Source organism: Streptomyces sp. NPDC054765 (assembly GCF_053612065.1).
Genome location: NZ_JBSHBP010000015.1, coordinates 44505 through 60869, shown reverse-complemented (window position 1 = coordinate 60869; position 16365 = coordinate 44505). Strand labels below are relative to the sequence as shown.

The 16365-nt window shown below is 72.0% G+C and carries 16 protein-coding genes and 1 tRNA gene; 10 read left to right on the top strand and 7 right to left on the bottom strand.

The genetic code is table 11. The annotated features are described in order from the left end of the window. Nucleotides 1-12: 12 nt before the first annotated feature. The 3 genes from ACWGJY_RS12595 to ACWGJY_RS12585 all read right to left on the bottom strand — a co-directional run bounded on the left by ACWGJY_RS12595 (nucleotide 13) and on the right by ACWGJY_RS12585 (nucleotide 1412). A complete protein-coding gene (locus ACWGJY_RS12595) occupies nucleotides 13-240 on the bottom strand; it encodes a Bax inhibitor-1/YccA family membrane protein (RefSeq protein ID WP_453260771.1) in 228 nt (75 codons plus the stop codon). Continuing rightward, nucleotides 237-1178, bottom strand: coding sequence for a pseudouridine synthase (locus ACWGJY_RS12590; RefSeq protein ID WP_453260770.1), 942 nt, complete (start codon nucleotides 1176-1178; stop codon nucleotides 237-239). The genes ACWGJY_RS12595 and ACWGJY_RS12590 overlap by 4 nt, the downstream gene beginning before the upstream one ends. Before the next feature lie 146 nt (nucleotides 1179-1324). Continuing rightward, nucleotides 1325-1412 (bottom strand) — tRNA-Leu (locus tag ACWGJY_RS12585). A 459-nt stretch (nucleotides 1413-1871) separates the two neighbouring features. On the opposite strand from ACWGJY_RS12585, the gene ACWGJY_RS12580 reads away from it, so the two are divergent. From ACWGJY_RS12580 to ACWGJY_RS12570, 3 genes are all read left to right on the top strand, one after another. Further along, nucleotides 1872-3197, top strand: a complete 1326-nt coding sequence (locus tag ACWGJY_RS12580; RefSeq protein ID WP_453260769.1) for a M20/M25/M40 family metallo-hydrolase — start codon at nucleotides 1872-1874, stop codon at nucleotides 3195-3197. A 142-nt stretch (nucleotides 3198-3339) separates the two neighbouring features. Continuing rightward, on the top strand, nucleotides 3340-3573 hold the full coding sequence (locus tag ACWGJY_RS12575; protein ID WP_453260768.1) for a chaplin: 234 nt from the start codon (nucleotides 3340-3342) through the stop codon (nucleotides 3571-3573). A 174-nt stretch (nucleotides 3574-3747) separates the two neighbouring features. Then, nucleotides 3748-4521, top strand: coding sequence for a chaplin (locus ACWGJY_RS12570; RefSeq protein WP_453260767.1), 774 nt, complete (start codon nucleotides 3748-3750; stop codon nucleotides 4519-4521). 84 nt (nucleotides 4522-4605) lie between these two features. Here ACWGJY_RS12570 and ACWGJY_RS12565 read toward each other — a convergent pair whose 3' ends face one another. Further along, entirely contained in the window at nucleotides 4606-4794 is a 189-nt protein-coding gene (locus ACWGJY_RS12565; RefSeq protein ID WP_030416245.1) for a DUF5703 family protein, read from the bottom strand. A 47-nt stretch (nucleotides 4795-4841) separates the two neighbouring features. Between ACWGJY_RS12565 and ACWGJY_RS12560 the strand changes: the two genes are divergently transcribed. Next, nucleotides 4842-5516, top strand: coding sequence for a hypothetical protein (locus ACWGJY_RS12560; protein WP_453260766.1), 675 nt, complete (start codon nucleotides 4842-4844; stop codon nucleotides 5514-5516). A gap of 151 nt (nucleotides 5517-5667) precedes the next feature. On the opposite strand, the gene ACWGJY_RS12555 is transcribed toward ACWGJY_RS12560, so the two are convergent. Continuing rightward, on the bottom strand, nucleotides 5668-8277 hold the full coding sequence (locus ACWGJY_RS12555) for a helix-hairpin-helix domain-containing protein (RefSeq protein WP_453260765.1): 2610 nt from the start codon (nucleotides 8275-8277) through the stop codon (nucleotides 5668-5670). Further along, complete coding sequence (locus tag ACWGJY_RS12550; protein ID WP_453260764.1) at nucleotides 8274-9257, bottom strand: aldo/keto reductase; 984 nt, start codon at nucleotides 9255-9257, stop codon at nucleotides 8274-8276. The genes ACWGJY_RS12555 and ACWGJY_RS12550 overlap by 4 nt, the downstream gene beginning before the upstream one ends. Nucleotides 9258-9384: 127 nt before the next feature. Between ACWGJY_RS12550 and ACWGJY_RS12545 the strand changes: the two genes are divergently transcribed. Both ACWGJY_RS12545 and ACWGJY_RS12540 read left to right on the top strand, forming a co-directional pair. Then, the gene (locus tag ACWGJY_RS12545; RefSeq protein ID WP_453260763.1) at nucleotides 9385-10440 is read left to right on the top strand and encodes an LLM class F420-dependent oxidoreductase; all 1056 of its coding nucleotides are present in this window, start codon (nucleotides 9385-9387) and stop codon (nucleotides 10438-10440) included. 285 nt (nucleotides 10441-10725) lie between these two features. Continuing rightward, nucleotides 10726-11514 carry a ferritin-like domain-containing protein gene (locus tag ACWGJY_RS12540; RefSeq protein WP_453260762.1) on the top strand — a complete coding sequence of 263 codons (789 nt, stop codon included), beginning with the start codon at nucleotides 10726-10728 and terminating at the stop codon, nucleotides 11512-11514. 73 nt (nucleotides 11515-11587) lie between these two features. Here the strand turns inward: ACWGJY_RS12540 and corA are convergent, their stop codons facing one another. Beyond that, on the bottom strand, nucleotides 11588-12580 hold the full coding sequence (gene corA, locus ACWGJY_RS12535; RefSeq protein ID WP_453260761.1) for a magnesium/cobalt transporter CorA: 993 nt from the start codon (nucleotides 12578-12580) through the stop codon (nucleotides 11588-11590). Between the two features lie 59 nt (nucleotides 12581-12639). On the opposite strand from corA, the gene ACWGJY_RS12530 reads away from it, so the two are divergent. From ACWGJY_RS12530 to mshC, 4 genes are all read left to right on the top strand, one after another. Continuing rightward, complete coding sequence (locus ACWGJY_RS12530) at nucleotides 12640-13338, top strand: histidine phosphatase family protein (RefSeq protein WP_453260760.1); 699 nt, start codon at nucleotides 12640-12642, stop codon at nucleotides 13336-13338. 120 nt (nucleotides 13339-13458) lie between these two features. Beyond that, nucleotides 13459-14049 (top strand): DUF3090 domain-containing protein, encoded by a 591-nt coding sequence (locus tag ACWGJY_RS12525; RefSeq protein ID WP_244415824.1) that lies wholly within the window; start codon nucleotides 13459-13461, stop codon nucleotides 14047-14049. 5 nt (nucleotides 14050-14054) lie between these two features. Then, entirely contained in the window at nucleotides 14055-14939 is an 885-nt protein-coding gene (locus ACWGJY_RS12520) for an SCO1664 family protein (RefSeq protein ID WP_453260759.1), read from the top strand. Between the two features lie 131 nt (nucleotides 14940-15070). Beyond that, a complete protein-coding gene (mshC, locus tag ACWGJY_RS12515) occupies nucleotides 15071-16300 on the top strand; it encodes a cysteine--1-D-myo-inosityl 2-amino-2-deoxy-alpha-D-glucopyranoside ligase (protein WP_453260758.1) in 1230 nt (409 codons plus the stop codon). The last annotated feature ends 65 nt before the right edge of the window (nucleotides 16301-16365 follow it).

Here is a 16365-nt window from a genome sequence, read left to right as displayed (position 1 = left end):
GCGGACGGTTCCTCACCACCACCGGAGGTACGACAGCAGCCGCAGGATCTCCAAGGAGAGCCACACCAGGGTCATCGTCAGCCCGAAGGCGACCGCCTCACCGGCCTCCGCTTCCTGCTCGACCCTGAATCCGTACGCGCACCGCCGCCGCCCCCGCCCCCGTTGCCGCCCCGCCGCCGTCCGTGAACCCGTCCGAGCGGCCGGCATCAGCGGCCCGCCGCACCCGGGTCCCACGATCACGCCACCGGATCCCGGTCCCACGCCGCCAGCCGCAGCCCGCTCTCGAACCGCCGCGGCCGCCCGTCCACCGGATCGGTGAACTCCAGTACCTTCGCCAGCAGTTGAAGCGGCGCGGTGAAATCGTCCGGGGCCGGGTCCCCGACGACCGGATAGACCGGATCGTTGAGGATCGGCAGTCCCAGGCCGTTCATATGGACCCGCAGCTGATGGGTACGGCCGGTCGCGGGCAGCAGCCGGAACCGCCCCAGCCCGCCCCGCCGTCCGGCCGGCTCGATCCGGCTCTCCGCATTCGCGGCACCGGCCTCCTCGCGCGCGGCGATCACCCCGCGCTCCTTCACGATCCGGCTGCGCACGGTCACCGGCAACGCCACCCGCCCGTCGTACGGCGCCACCGCCTCGTACTCCTTGCGCACCCGCCGCTCGCTGAACAGGCTCTGGTAGGCGCCCCGGTCCTCGGGCCGTACGACGAACAGCGCCAGCCCCGCCGTCAGCCGGTCGAGCCGGTGCGCGGGCTGCAGCGCGGGCAGCGACAGCTCACGCCGCAGCCGGGCCAGCGCGGTCTCGGTGATGTGCCGCCCACGCGGAGTCGTGGCGAGAAAGTGCGGTTTGTCGGCGATCACGATCCGCTCGTCGCGATGGACGATCCGCACCTCGAACGGCACCGGCACCTCCGGCGCGAAGTCGCGGTGGAACCAGACATACCGCCCCGGCTCGTACGGCTCGCCCCCGTGCAGCGCCCCGTCCGTCCCGACGAACCGTCCGGCGCCGAGCATCGCGTCCACCCGCTGCGCCCCGATCGCCCCCTGGAACCGGTCCACCAGATGATCCCGGACCGTGCCCCACACCCCGCCCGGATCGGCGGGCAGCCGCACCCGGACGGGGTCGATCCCCTCACGCTGGGGGAGCGGGGCGGGCGGAACCGGGGATCTGCGTCTCACCCGGCAAGAAAACCCCAGCCCGGCCATATCGCGCAATGCGCCGCCGAGCGTCCGCGGACCCGGCGGGCCCCGGCGGCCGGGTCCGCGCCGCCGGAAAACGCAAAAGGTTCCGGCTGATCTTCAGCCAGAACCTTTGTGCACCGCGATGGTGTCCGAGGGGGGACTTGAACCCCCACGCCCGATAAAGGGCACTAGCACCTCAAGCTAGCGCGTCTGCCATTCCGCCACCCGGACAAGGTGTCTGCCGTTGCGGCCTGGGCCGTTCCGACGTGGAAAACAATAGCAAACCTTCGCGGGTGGTCGATCACCCGCACATTCGGCTGGATGCGGGGCTGTGACCAGGGCATGTCGGGGTGTATTGAAGTCTTGGGCCCAGCGGGCGCCGGGTGGAGGATGGCGGTGGACCCGCTGCGGACCGTGCTCCTCGAAGCGCGCGACGCGACCGTGAACATGGAGGAGGCAGTGTGAGCGAGCCCTGCGAGCGAACCAAGGAGAGGTGCGAGCCCCGCGAATGCGGGGCCGAGCGAAGCGAGGGTTTGGCATGAGCGAGCCCTGCGAGCGAACCAAAGAGGTGCGAGCCCTGCGAATGCGGGGCCGAGCGAAGCGAGGGTTTGGCATGAGCGAGCCCTGTGAGCGAACCAAGGAGAGGTGCGAGCCCCGCGAGTGCGGGGCCGAGCGAAGCGAGGTTTCGGCATGAGCGAGTCGCAGTCGTCCCGTACGGTCACCGGCGAGGACGAGGTCGTCGACCTGTGCCGGGATCTGATCAGGCTGGATACCAGCAACTACGGCGATCACTCGGGCCCGGGAGAGCGGGCCGCCGCCGAGTATGTCGCGGAGAAGCTCGCCGAGGTCGGTCTCGAACCGCAGATCTTCGAGTCCCACAAGGGACGCGCCTCGACCGTCGCCCGGATCGAGGGCGAGGACCGCTCGCGGCCCGCGCTGCTCATCCACGGGCACACCGACGTCGTGCCGGCCAACGCCGACGACTGGACTCACCATCCCTTCTCCGGCGAGATCGCCGACGGCTGCGTCTGGGGCCGGGGCGCCGTCGACATGAAGGACATGGACGCGATGACGCTGGCCGTCATCCGCGACCGGCTGCGCAGCGGGCGCAAGCCGCCGCGCGACATCGTGCTGGCGTTCCTCGCGGACGAGGAGGCGGGCGGCACCTATGGCGCGCGCTACCTCGTCGACCACCACCCGCATCTCTTCGAGGGCGTCACGGAGGCGATCAGCGAGGTCGGCGGCTTCTCCTTCACCGTCAACGAGCAGGTGCGGCTCTACCTCATCGAGACGGCCCAGAAGGGCATGCACTGGATGAAGCTGACCGTGGACGGCAGCGCCGGACACGGTTCGATGATCCACAAGGACAACGCCATCACCGAACTCTCCGAGGCGGTAGGGCGGTTGGGCCGGCACGAGTTCCCGGTGCGGGTGACCAAGACGCTGCGGTCCTTCCTCGACCAGCTCGGGGACGCGCTGGGCACCGAGCTGGACCCGGAGGACATGGACGCCACGCTGGCCAAGCTCGGCGGCATCGCCAAGCTGATCGGCGCCTCGCTCAAGAACACCGCCAACCCGACACAGCTGGGCGCCGGCTACAAGGTCAACGTCATCCCGGGACAGGCCACCGCGCATGTCGACGGCCGCTTCCTGCCGGGCCACGAGGAAGAGTTCCTGGCCGATCTGGACCGGATCCTGGGCCCGCGCGTCAAGCGGGAGGACATCCACGCGGACAAGGCGCTGGAGACCACCTTCGACGGGGCGCTGGTCGACGCGATGCAGTCGGCGCTGCAGGCCGAGGACCCGATCGCGCGCGCCGTGCCGTACATGCTCTCCGCCGGTACGGACGCCAAGTCGTTCGACCGTCTCGGGATCCGCGGATTCGGCTTTGCTCCGCTGAAGCTGCCTCCGGAGCTGGATTTCGCAGGGATGTTCCACGGCGTGGACGAGCGGGTGCCGGTGGACGGACTGAAGTTCGGGGTGCGGGTGCTCGACCGGTTCATCGACCTGAGCTGAATTCGGCGCGGATTACCTGCCTTTCGCGCCGGCTTCGCTGAAAAGAGTGAACCGCCCGATGTGTTCGTAGCTTCAACAGCATTTTCTTCGTTGCAGTGAGTGCGGTCCGCGGCTGGGATCGTATTGCCTACAAGGAGGAATAATGATCAAGAAGATCGTCGCCGCTGCAGCAGTTGCCGGTGGTGTGGTGCTCGCTGGTGCGGGCTTGGCCGTTGCGGACTCGGGTGCCCAGGGTGCCTCCCTCAACTCCCCTGGTGTGGTGTCCGGTAACACCATCCAGGTGCCGGTCCACGTTCCGGTGAACGCCTGTGGCAACACGGTCTCCGTGATCGGGCTGTTGAACCCCGCGTTCGGCGCGGGCTGCGTCAACAAGTGACCTTCTGGCGTCCTTTGGCGTTGTATTTGCACCCGGTAAGGGTCTGACTCAGCTCGGCTCCGGAAGGCGTGCCATGCATTCCGGAGCCGCTGGGCATTTCGGCGGGCGGGTGGATCCTTCCGAGGACCGCCACTTGTCCGTATTCCTGTAAGGCACTAGGCAGGGGAACAACCTATGAGACAGGTCGCAAGAAAGGGCCTGATCACCATGGCGGCCGCCAGTGGCGTTCTCGCCATGGCCGCCGGCTATGCACAGGCCGATGCGGGCGCCGCCGGAGGCGCGGCGAACTCACCCGGCGTGGGATCCGGCAACAACGTCCAGGTGCCGGTCCACGTACCGGTGAACGCCTGCGGCAACACCGTCAATGTGGTCGCGCTGCTGAACCCCGCGTTCGGCAACCACTGCGTCAACGGGGGCGGCGGCAGGCACCACGGCGGCCACCAGGGCGGCGCGGGCGCCGTCGGCGGGGCCTCGCACTCGCCCGGTGTCGGGTCGGGCAACAATGTCCAGGCTCCGGTCGACGTACCGGTGAATGCCTGCGGCAACAACGTCTCGGCGCCCGGACTGCTGAACCCGGCCTTCGGCAACCACTGCGCCAACGGGTCGTCGCCGGCCCCGGGCAGGCCGCACCACCCGGGGATGCCGCATCACCCGGGCAAGCCCCACCACCCCGGCAAGCCGGAGCAGCCGGGCAAGCCGCACCACCCGGGTAAGCCGCATCACCCGGGCGAGGGCCACCACCCGGGCAAGCCCAGCCAGCAGTCGCCGCACACCCCGGGGACGCGGCCGCAGACCGGCGGGCACAGCCAGATCGTGACGTCTCACAAGCCCACCGCGCACCTCGCGCAGACGGGTGCCGGAGCGGTCGGCTACGCGATTCCGGCCGGTGCCGGAATGCTGCTCGGTGGCGCCCTGCTCTACCGCAAGGCGCGCGCCGCCCGCCGGTGATCAGCAGCAGATAGCGCACCGGCACTCACGGAGCGGGCCCTGCCGAGCGGGGCCCGCTCTGCCGTGTTCAGGCGCCGCCGTCGCTCACCATGTGGCACGGAGCTGGCGGATGATCCGGCGGCGCAGCCGCACCTTGCGGCTCCCGTCAGGGTTCAGGCGCAGTCGGTCCAACTCCCAGTGTCCGTACTCGGCATGGTCGGTCAGCAGGCGTGTGGTGGCCTTCCGGGAGACTCCCCGAGGCACATACACATCGCAGAATTCGTATTCCGGCATCGCATCTATTGTGCGGGACCGGCCCCGGTACGGATAGCGTCTGCACTATGTCTGATGCTGCGCAGCCTTCCGCTGCCGAGGTACGTGCCGCCGCCGAGGCGGTCAAAGCCGCGCTGGACCGTCACCTCGACGCGGTCGAACGCCGCTCGGGGCAGGACGATCCGGCCGTCTACGCCGCGTTCGACGAGCTCGCCGCGGCGGCTGAGGTCTATGACGAGCTGCTGTACGACACCTACGACGAGGTCACCCCCTTCGAGATCCCCGGGAACGATGCGCTGCCCGCCTACGCGGGCCCGGAGGAACCGAGTGCGCTGAGCGTGCTGATCCGGCGCGATTACACCGTTGCCGAACCGCAGCGGATGCTGCACCAGGCCCAGCGCATCGCCGATCTCGATCCGGACGCCGCCGACGAGGCGGCGGGCGGTGGCGCCGATGCCGCCGCGGTCGTCGGCACCAGCGTGCATGCGGCGCTCGGTGTGCTCTTCGGGGAGTTCGAACCGGACGAGATCGCCTCCCGGCACAAGGAATTCGGCCTGGAGGAGGGTGACTCGACCCTGTGGGTGGCGGCCGCCGACGACCCGGCCGAGCCGGGGGAGTGGCTGTCCGCACCGTTCGACCAGGCGGACCCCCAGCGGGTGGTGTGCCGCTTCGACGTCAGCGCCGTCTTCGACGAGGAGCTGGGCGACGACGACATGTTGGAGCCGCTCGACCACGAACGGTGAGCCACGAACGGTGAGGGTGTCCCGGGCTGCACCTTGGCCTGCCGGCATCGCCGCCTGACCGCACACGCCGCTGCCCCGGCCGTCAGCAGGTTCCTGCCGACGGCCGGGGCAGCGGCCGTGCGAGGTGCGTGGGGGAGCGGGTGGTTCGGGCTCAGCCGGCCGCCGATGGCTCCTCGGCGCTCTGCACGCTCTGCTGCAGCAGGGTGCGCAGCCGGGTGGTGCGCTCCTTGACGGGCACCTCGGCGACCGCGCGCGGCAGCGCCTGATCGACGCCCTGGACGACCGACAGATGGCGCTCGCCGCGGCTGAAGGCGGTGTAGACCCAGGCGCGGGTCAGACCGCCGACGGCGTCCCCGGGCAGCACGACCACCGCGGCGGGCCACCGCGTCCCCGCCGCCTGGTGCGCGGTGAGTGCCCAGCCGTGGCGTACGGCTCCCGAACCGACCTGCTCGCGCGGCACCACGGTGGCGGTGCCGTCGCAGTCGAGATGGAGCCCGGCCGCGTCCGCGCCGGTGACCGTGCCGGTGACCGTACGGCCGGGGGCCGGGGCGTAGGCCACACGGTCGCCGGGGTCGAAACCCCCGAACCGGCCGGGCCCGGGGTTGAGCCGCTCCTTCAGCGCGGTGTTCAACGCGCGGGTGCCGGCCGCGCCGCCGTGGCCGACCGTGATGACCTGGGTGTGGTCCGCGGGGACACCCAGCGCCCGGGGCACGGAGTCGGCGACCAGCTGGACGGTGCGGTGCACCGCCTCCCCGGCGTCCCGCACCGGGACGATCACCACTTCCTTGCCCGGTGCCTCGACCTGGCCGAGCTCGCCGATGCCGATCCCCGACACCAGCTCGCCGATCGGGCCGAAGTCCGGGGTACGGGAGGCGACCTGCGGGCAGAAGCGAGCCGCGAGCAGATCGGCGAACAGCCGGCCGGGACCGGCGGACCACAGGACTCCCGGGTCGCCGCTGAGCACCAGGCGGGTTCCGTCGGTCAGCGACTCGACGAGCAGCGCGGCGGTCTCCAGCTCCAGCTGCGGGGCGTCCAGCACGACCAGCAGGTCGAGCGCGAGGGCGCCGTCGGCGTCCCGCCCCGGGCCCTGCTGCCCGGACAGCAGGCCGGAGACGGTCACCGCGGCCGTGCCCAGGTCCATGGAACCGGCGGCCTCCGGAGCGCTTCCGGTGAGCTGCGCGGCCAGGCGGCGGCGGCCGTTCTCGGTGTGTGCGGCGCCGCAGGCCCGCAGCCCCAGTGAGCGGGCCGCGGCGATCAGTGCGGCCGGTTCGGCGCGGGCCGCCTCGGCGCCGGTGTGGGCCACCAGGCCGTTGTGTGCGGCGGTGCGGATGAGCTCCGCGGCCGACGGTGACGGTGCGGCGGCCGCGGCGGCCTCCCAGGCGGCGGCGGAGGGGCGGACGGTCCGGCGGACGGCGGTGTCGTCGGCGTCGGCCGGTGCACCGGGTGCGTCGGGGGCGGGGGCGGTGCCGGCTTCCGCGGACGGGCTCGCGCCGGCGGCCACCGATTGCGTCCCGGCCGGTTCGCCGTCGGCCCCTTCGGCGTCCGCCACCGTCTCCTGTTCCTCCTCCGCCACCGCTTCGAAGGTGTTGAGCAGCCGCGCCAGACCGTCGGCGACGCTCTCCTCCGCCATCGCGAACCGGTCCAGGCCGAGCAGGATCCGGACCGGCCGCTCGTCCTCCTCGTCGTCACCTGCGGCAGGCCGCGCGCGGCCCGGTTCCTCGATCGCGTCCTGGAAGACCAGCACGGCACCGTCGGCGATGGCGGTCTGCAGGGCGTCGTCGGGGTCGGGCACCGAACGCTGGGCGAGCGCGCTGCGCAGCGCGGCGGCCTCCAGGGCGGAGTGCCCCGCGACGGCGGCCTGTTCCAGCAGCCAGCCGGTCAGTGCCTGTGCGCGCCGTTCGTCGCCCGGACCGCAGGCCGGGCCGAGCAGGGCCCGCGCAAAGCCGTCGGCCTGCTCGGGGCGCACACCGGGCACACCGAGCAGCTGCCAGGGGTCCTCGCTCAGCGCCTCGGCCGCCCGCTCCCCGAGCGCCTCGGCGGCCGGCTCCGCCAGCGTCTCCGGGGCGCCGCCCGCCGCAAGAACCTGCCGTACGCCCTCGATCCCGGGGGCCGCGGTCACGACGGGACGGGGGGCGGGGGACGGCCCGGCAGGAGCCGGTGCGCCGAGCGGGTTCGTGGCGCCGCCGTCCGTCGGGGAAGGACGGGCCGGGCCCTCGGTCCCGTGTGCGCTACGCGGCAGGGCCGCCTCCGGGGCGGGGCCCGTGGTTCCGGCCTGCGGGGTGTGACCGGCGGTGTCCGGGGCGCTCTTGGGGGGCCGGGCGGCAGGCGCGGCGGCCTTGCCGGGACGCGGTGCGTCGTTGAAGAACGAGGCGGCCGCGCGCTCGCCGCTCTCCACGGCCCGCACCGCCGCCGCCAGCGCATCCGCGGTCGCCTTGGCCGACGCGGACGCGGGGGCGGGAGCGGGGGTGCCGGCGGAGGCGGAAGGCGGCTGGGCCGCAGCGGTGTCCGGGGCCCGGCCCTCGGCTCCGGGCGCCGCGGGCGCCGGCCCGCTCACCGTCGCGTCCGCGCCGGGCGCCGTGGAGTCTTCCGGAGCCGTCGCTTCGTGGCCCGGGGTTGCGGAGTCTTCCGGAGCCGTCGCGTCCGCGCCCGGCGCCGCGGCGTCCGCCGGAGCCGCGGCGCCCTCAGGCGTCCGGGCATCCGCAGTCCCGGGCGCGGCCTCCTGCTCGGGCGCGGTTTCGCCGGCGAGGCGGTCGGTGCTCACAGCGTGCTCCAGTCGTGATCGGGGTAGTGGTGCACCGGAGCCGAAACATCGTCCAGCGCCCGGCGGATCTCGTCAGGAAGACTAAGGGTCTCCACTGACAATGCGGCTCTGAGCTGCTGCGCTGTGCGGGCGCCCAGGATCGGGGCGGTCACTCCGGGGCGGTCGCGGACCCAGGACAGCGCGACCTGGAGGGGGGTGACGGCCAGTCCGTCGGCGGCGGTGCTGACCGCTTCGACGACCCGGCCCGCCGGCTCGTCGAGATAGGGCGCGACGAACGGTGCCAGATGCTCCGAGGCACCTCGTGAGTCGGCCGGCGTCGCATGGCGGTACTTGGCGGTCAGCACGCCGCGGCCGAGCGGCGACGACGGCAGCAGGCCGATACCGAGATCGAGCGCCGCGGGCAGCACCTCCCGCTCGATGCCGCGCTGGAGCAGGGAGTACTCCATTTGTGTGCTCGCCAGCCGGGTGCGCACGCCGGGCGCCGCGAGCTGCCAGGTGCCTGCCTTGGCGAGCTGCCAGCCGGAGAAGTTCGACAGCCCCACATAGCGCGCCCGGCCGCTGGCGACGGCGAGGTCGAGGGCGTGCAGGGTCTCCTCCAGCGGCGTGTGCGGATCGAAGGCGTGCAGCTGCCACAGGTCGACGTAGTCGGTGCCCAGCCGCTCCAGGGAGGCGTCCAGCGCGGCGAGGAGATGGCGCCGGGAGCCGTCGACGCGGCGGTCCGCCTCCAGGACGCTGCCGGCCTTGGTCGCGATCACCAGGTCCTCGCGCGAAACCAGCGCTTCCGTCAGCCTGCCCAGGAGGTATTCGGCACCGCCGTCGGCGTAGATGTCGGCGGTGTCCACGAGGGTGCCGCCGGCCTCCCAGAACGCCTTGAGCTGGTCGGCGGCTTCCTGCTCGTCCGTGTCACGGGCCCAGTTCAGGGTGCCGAGCCCGAGGCGGGTCACGCGAAGGCCCGTACGGCCGAGGTGCCTTTGCTCCATGAGCCTTGAGATTACTGGCCGCGAGCCGGGAACAGGGGACCTGTGGACAACCCGCCGATGACGGCCGGCAGGGCTGCGCGCTACAGTCCCCGGAACAGCGACGTTACTGATCGGTAAGGGGAGCGGCATGAGGCTTGGCATCAACCTCGGCTACTGGGGCGCCGGGATGGACTCCGACAATCTCGCAGTGGCGCAGGAGGCCGACCGCCTGGGCTACTCCGTCTGCTGGGCCGCCGAGGCCTACGGCTCCGACGCTCCCACGGTGCTCTCCTGGGTCGCCGCCCAGACCGAACGCATCGACATCGGTTCGGCGATCTTCCAGATCCCGGCGCGTACGCCCGCGATGACCGCGATGACGGCCGCGACCCTCGATTCGCTGTCCGGCGGCCGCTTCCGGCTCGGCCTGGGCGTCTCGGGGCCGCAGGTCTCCGAGGGCTGGTACGGCGTCAAGTTCGACAAGCCGCTGGCCCGCACCCGTGAGTACGTGGACATCGTCCGCAAGGCCATGACCCGGCAGCGGCTGTCCTACGAGGGCGAGCACTGGACCCTGCCGCTGCCCGGCGGTCCCGGCAAGCCGCTGAAGCTCACCGTGCACCCGCAGCGCGAGCACATCCCGCTCTACATCGCCGCGATCGGCCCGAAGAACCTGGCCCAGACCGGTGAGATCGCCGACGGTGCGCTGCTGATCTTCCCCTCCGCCGAGCATCTGGAGGAGACCGCGATCGCCCACATCCGGGCCGGCCGTGAGAAGGCGGGCAAGACGATGGACGGCTTCGACGTCTGTCCGACGCTGCCGCTGGCCCTGGGCGCGGACAAGGACGTCAGCGCGCTGGCCGACATGTTCCGCCCGTACACCGCGCTGTACGTCGGCGGTATGGGCAGCCGGAAGCAGAACTTCTACAACCGGCTGGCCCAGCGGATGGGCTACGAGAAGGAAGCCGCCGAGATCCAGGAGAAGTACCTGTCCGGCGACAAGGGCGGGGCCGCCGCTGCGATCCCGGAGCGGCTGATCGACCAGACCACGCTGCTCGGTTCCGTGCAGCGGATCGCCGAGCGGATGCAGGCCTACGCGGCGGCCGGAGTGACCACCCTGACGCTGGCGCCGGCGGGCTTCACCCTGGAAGACCGCCTGGCGTCGCTGCGGGCCGGTACCGAGGCCCTGGAACGCGCCGGTCTGGCGTAGGTCACGGGGGGCGACAGGCCCTCGACGGGCCTGTCCGGAAGCCCCGCACACGGCCCGGCGCCCGCAGCGCCGGGCCGACGCAGCCCGCGGCCGTGGTGGGGGCTCGGGGGATCTTCCCCGCCACGGCCGGTACGCACCACAACGCGGTGACGAGCGCGCGGGTTACGCCCGCCACCAGGACGGACATCGCCTGAACGGCCGCAGGGACCGCCGTCCCGGTTGCCGCGCACGGAACACACCATTTGACTTTTCCTTTGCGGGTGTGTCCGTTCGGAGGTGGCGCAGATGTTCTCGGCCCGAAGTCTGTTCCAGGAGATCGTCGACAACGACGACTCCTACCGCCTGTTCTGTTCCATCGCGGCAAGCGGCGAGGCCCAGGGCGGCTGGGAGAACGGCCGGATCGCCGCGCTCATGCCCGCTTCCCTGCGTGAGCTGGCGCCCAAGGTCATCCGGCACGGTGCCGACGAGGACAAGCACGGCCGGATCTTCCACGCCCTGCTGCGCAAGCGCGGCCTGACGCCCGCCGAAGTCCCCGAAGAGACCGACTACACCGCGCTGCTGGAGCGGCAGGGCATCGGACTGGCGCACCGCAAGCTGCGCCGCGACAAGCCGCTCACCGAACTGGACATCATCACCTACCTCGCCCACAGCCGGGTCACCGAACAGCGTGCCGCCGACCAGATGGTGATGCTCACCAGGCACTTCGGTGACCATCCCGAGGTGGGCAAGGCGATCCGGATGATCTCCCACGACGAGGACAACCACCTCGCGTACTGCCATGAGGAGCTGCTGCGGATGGCCCGCCTCGGCCACGGCCGGGCCATCCAGCGGATCCTGCACGACTGCGCCCACGCCGAGATCGTCGTCTACCGGGACGTCAGCCTGGCCGTCATGGACCACATGGGCCGCATCCTGAAGTGGCCGAAGGGGAAATCCGCCACGCTCACCGCCGGGATCAGGGCGGTGTACGGCTATGAACGGCTGGGCGGATGGCGGCGGATGGTCAGCCTCCGGATGCCCGAGCGCCGGGACCCGCTGGGCGGCCCGGCCACCTCGGCGCCGGAGTTCGCCTGAGCCGTACGGGGCTTCCGGGCCGTACCCCCCTCCGGGCCGTCCGCCACCTTCGCCGGTCCGGCCCGCCCCGGGCTCACAGCCAGCCGCGGCGCTTGAACAGCCGGTACAGCGACACCTCGATGACGACCATCAGCAGCAGGACCGCCGGATAGCCCAGGTGCCACTTCAGCTCCGGCATGTTGTCGAAGTTCATGCCGTAGATGCCGGCGATCAGGGTCGGCACGGCCGCCAGCGCGGCCCAGGCCGAGATCTTGCGCATGTCGTCGTTCTGCCGCACGCCCATCTGCGCCAGATGGGCGGCGAGAATGTCGGAGAGCAGCCGGTCCAGGCCCTCCACCGACTCGTTGGCACGGGTCAGATGGTCGTCGACATCGCGGAAGAAGGGCCGGGCATGGGCGTGCACGAACGGCACTCCGGGGTTCTGCAGCAGCGTCATCGGCACGGACAACGGGCCGGTCGCCCGCCGGAATTCCAGCACCTCCCGCTTGAACGCATAGATCTCGGCCGCGGTGTTCTTGGTGTCCCGGCGCACCGGCGCGAACACCTCCGCCTCCAACTCCTCCAGATCCAGCTGGAGTTCCGCGGCCACCTCGATGTAGTGGTCGACCACCGCGTCACAGACCGCGTACAGCACCGCCCCCGGGCCGTGCCGGAGGATCTCCGGGTGGTCCTCCAGCCGCCGGCGCACCGCCGCCAGCGGGCTGGCCTCACCGTGCCGGACGGTGACCACGAACGCGTCGCCCAGGAAGACCATCACCTCCGACCCGGTCACCGTGGCGGCCTCGTCGTCGTAGGCGATCGGCTTCAGCACCATGAACAGCGAGTCGTCGTAGACCTCCAGCTTGGGCCGCTGATGCGCCTTGAGTGCGTCCTCGACGGCCAGCGGGTGCAGCCCGAATTCGCTTGTGACGAGATCGAACTCCTCCTCCGTCGGCTCGTGCATCCCCAGCCACAGGAAGGCGCCCCCTTTGGCCCGCGCCTCCTCCAGGGCTCGGGAGAAGTCGGTCGCACACTCGGCGCGGCGGCCGTCCTGGTAGATGGCACTGTCGACGATCACACCTGGCATTCTCGCTCGTCACAGCGCTGCCTGCCAGGAACCCGGAACGGGCACGTAGGGTGGCGCTCATGCCCACGCTGATCCTGGTGCGGCACGGCCGCTCCACCGCCAACACCGCCGGAGTGCTTGCCGGGCGGGCGCCCGGAGTCGCCCTCGACGAGCGCGGCGCCGCCCAGTCCGCCGCGCTGCCCGCACGGCTGTCCCGGGTGCCGTTGACCGCCGTCGTCTCCAGCCCGCTGCAGCGCTGCCGGGAGACCCTGCAACCGCTGCTGGACGCCCGGCCCTGGCTCACGCTGCACACTGAGGACCGGATCAGCGAATGCGACTACGGCGACTGGTCGGGCCGCAAACTCGCCGAACTGAACGACGAGCCGCTGATGCAGGTCGTCCAGCAGCACCCGTCCGCGGCCGCCTTCCCCGGTGGCGAGTCGATGCGCGCCATGCAGGCCCGAGCGGTGGACGCGGTACGCGACTGGAACGCCCGCATCGAGGAGGCGCACGGCCCCGAGGCGGCCTACGTCATGTGCTCGCACGGCGACATCATCAAATCCCTGGTCGCGGATGCGCTGGGCATGCACCTCGACCTCTTCCAGCGGATCTCCGTCGAGCCCTGTTCGGTCACCGCGATCCGCTACACCCGGCTGCGCCCCTACCTCGTACGGCTCGGGGACACCGGTGACTTCGGCTCGCTCGTGCCCCGGGAGGACGGCGGCGGCGCGGGCACCGGCCGGGACGCGGCCGTCGGCGGTGGTGCGGGAGCAGCGTGATCAGTCGGCGCAGTAGGGTGGTGCGACGGCGCTGCCCGCCACGCCCCTGCGATCCGCGCAGTGACCGCAGGACGTGCAGCGACCGCAGTGACCCCGCAGTCGAGCAATCGGAGCAGGACGTTGTCCCGTCAGGTGTTCTTCTACGACGCGCCGGACCGCTTCGTGGCCGGTACGGTCGGGCTGCCTGGCCGCCGTAGTTTCTACCTCCAGGCCACCGCCTCCGGCCGCACCACCAGTGTCGCCCTGGAGAAGACCCAGGTCGCGGCCCTCGCCGAGCGGATCGACGAGCTGCTGGACGAGGTCGTGCGGCGCAGCGGCGGCAACGCCCCGGTGCCCGCCGTCTCGCCCACCGAGCTGTCCGACACCGCCCCGCTGGAATCGCCCGTCGAGGAAGAGTTCCGGGTCGGCACGATGGCGCTCGCCTGGGACGGCGAGGACGAGCGGATGATCGTCGAGGCGCAGGCCCTGGTCGAGCTGGACGCGGACAACGACGAGGACCTCGCCGACGCCGAGGAGCGGCTGCTCCAGGACGACGAGAACGGCCCGCCGATGCTCCGGGTGCGCCTCACCGGAACCATGGCCAGGGCGTTCGCCAAGCGGGCGCTGGAAGTCGTGAACGCCGGGCGCCCGCCGTGCCCGCTGTGCAGTCTGCCGCTCGACCCGGAGGGACACGTATGCCCGCGCCAGAACGGATACCGACGGGACGCCTGAGCGCCATGGAGCCCGCAGCCGGGCAGGCCGCGCCACTGCCCGGTCCCGCACCGGCGCAGGACCCGCCGCCGGCCGCACCGGAGCCCGCCGGCGGCCTGCCGGACGCCTTTCTCGCCGACGGTGAGCTGACCGTACGCGGCCGCATCCAGGAGGCGTCCAACGCCGTTCTCCACTGCACGGTCGCGCAGGACGGCCGCACCGCGTCCTGCGTCTACAAGCCGGTCGCGGGCGAGCGCCCGCTGTGGGACTTCCCCGACGGCACCCTCGCCCAGCGTGAGGTCGCCGCGTACGAGATCTCCCGCGCCTGTGGCTGGAACCTGATCCCCCCGACGGTGCTGCGCGAGGGCCCGTACGGCACCGGCATGGTCCAGGAGTGGATCGATCCGCCGGCGAACAGCGACGAGGTGCCCGAGCTGCTGGCGCTGGTGGAGGGCGAGGAGCCGGGGCCCGGCTGGAAGGCCGTCGGCCTCGCGCAGATCGGCGAGGGCCGTACCGCGCTGCTGGTGCACGCCGACCATCCGCGGCTGCGGCGGCTCGCGGTGCTCGACGCCGTGATCAACAACGGTGACCGCAAGGGCGGGCATCTGCTGCCCGGCGCCGGCGGGGAGTTCTTCGCCATCGACCACGGCGTGACGTTCAACGCCGAGGACAAGCTGCGCACCCTGCTGTGGGGGTGGGCGGGGGAGCCGCTGACCGATGAGGCGCTGGAGGTGCTGCGCGGCCTGCAGCGGGCGCTGGAGGGTGCCACGCCGCTCACCGCCCGACTGGCCGAACTGATCACGGACGACGAGATCGGGGCGCTGCGGGCGCGGGTGGCCGCGCTGCTGCGCAGCGGACGGCACCCGGAGCCGAGCGGCGAATGGCCCGCCATTCCCTGGCCGCCCGTCTGACCTCCCGGCCGGCACCGTAGGCCCTCGGCGTGTTTGCCTTGCATGTTCGAGTGCCGAACACAAGACCGCCTTTCCGGTCAGACCTCTGGTCCGGTTCGTATGCGGAACATCCATCCGGTTAGGCTCAAGGCATGCATGCATGGCCCGCTTCTGAGGTCCCCGCCCTGCCTGGCCAGGGCCGCGACCTGAGGATCCACGACACCGCGACCGGCGGACGGGTAACCCTCGACCCCGGTCCCGTCGCCCGTATCTACGTCTGCGGCATCACGCCGTACGACGCCACCCACATGGGGCACGCGGCGACCTACAACGCGTTCGACCTGGTTCAGCGCGTGTGGCTCGACACGAAGCGCCAGGTTCACTACGTGCAGAACGTCACGGACGTCGACGATCCGCTGCTGGAGCGGGCCGTGGCCACCGGCGACGACTGGACGGCGCTCGCCGAGCGCGAGACCACCCTCTTCCGCGAGGACATGACGGCCCTGCGGATGCTGCCGCCCCGCCACTACATAGGCGCCGTCGAAGCGATACCCGGCATCGTCCCGCTGGTGGAGCGGCTGCGCGACGCCGGCGCCGCCTACGAACTGGACGGTGACATCTACTTCTCCGTCGAGGCCGACCCGCACTTCGGCGAGGTGTCCGGCCTGGACGCCGAGGCGATGCGGCTGCTGTCCGCCGAGCGCGGCGGCGACCCGGAGCGCGAGGGCAAGAAGAGCCCGCTCGACCCGATGCTGTGGATGGCCGCCCGTGACGGCGAGCCGAGCTGGGACGGCGGCTCGCTGGGCCGCGGCCGGCCCGGCTGGCACATCGAGTGCGTCGCCATCGCCCTGGACCACCTCGGCATGGGCTTCGACGTCCAGGGCGGCGGCTCCGACCTCGCCTTCCCGCACCACGAGATGGGCGCCTCGCACGCCCAGGCGCTCCATGGCGAGTACCCGTTCGCCAAGGCGTATGTGCACGCCGGGATGGTGGGCCTGCACGGCGAGAAGATGTCCAAGTCCAAGGGCAATCTCGTCTTCGTCTCCAAGGTGCGGCGCGAGGGCACCGACCCGGTCGCGATCCGTCTGGCACTGCTCTCGCACCACTACCGCACCGACTGGGAGTGGACCGACTCGGTGCTGGAGGAGGCCGTGGAGCGGCTGGCGCGCTGGCGTGCCGCGGTCTCCCGTCCCGACGGCCCGTCCGCCGACGCGCTCCTGGAGGAGATGCGTACGGCGCTCGCCGACGACCTGGACTCCCCGGCAGCGCTCGCGGCCGTGGACCGCTGGGCCGCCGCACAGGAGTCCGGCGGCGGCACCGACGAGGGCGCTCCCGGCCTCGTCTCCCGCGCGGTGGACGCGCTGCTCGGCGTGGCCCTGTGACGGCCGCCCGCTGACCGTCGCCGTTCCGTTCCTCAGGGGCGCTTCCGCCGGGCTTGGCGGGGGCG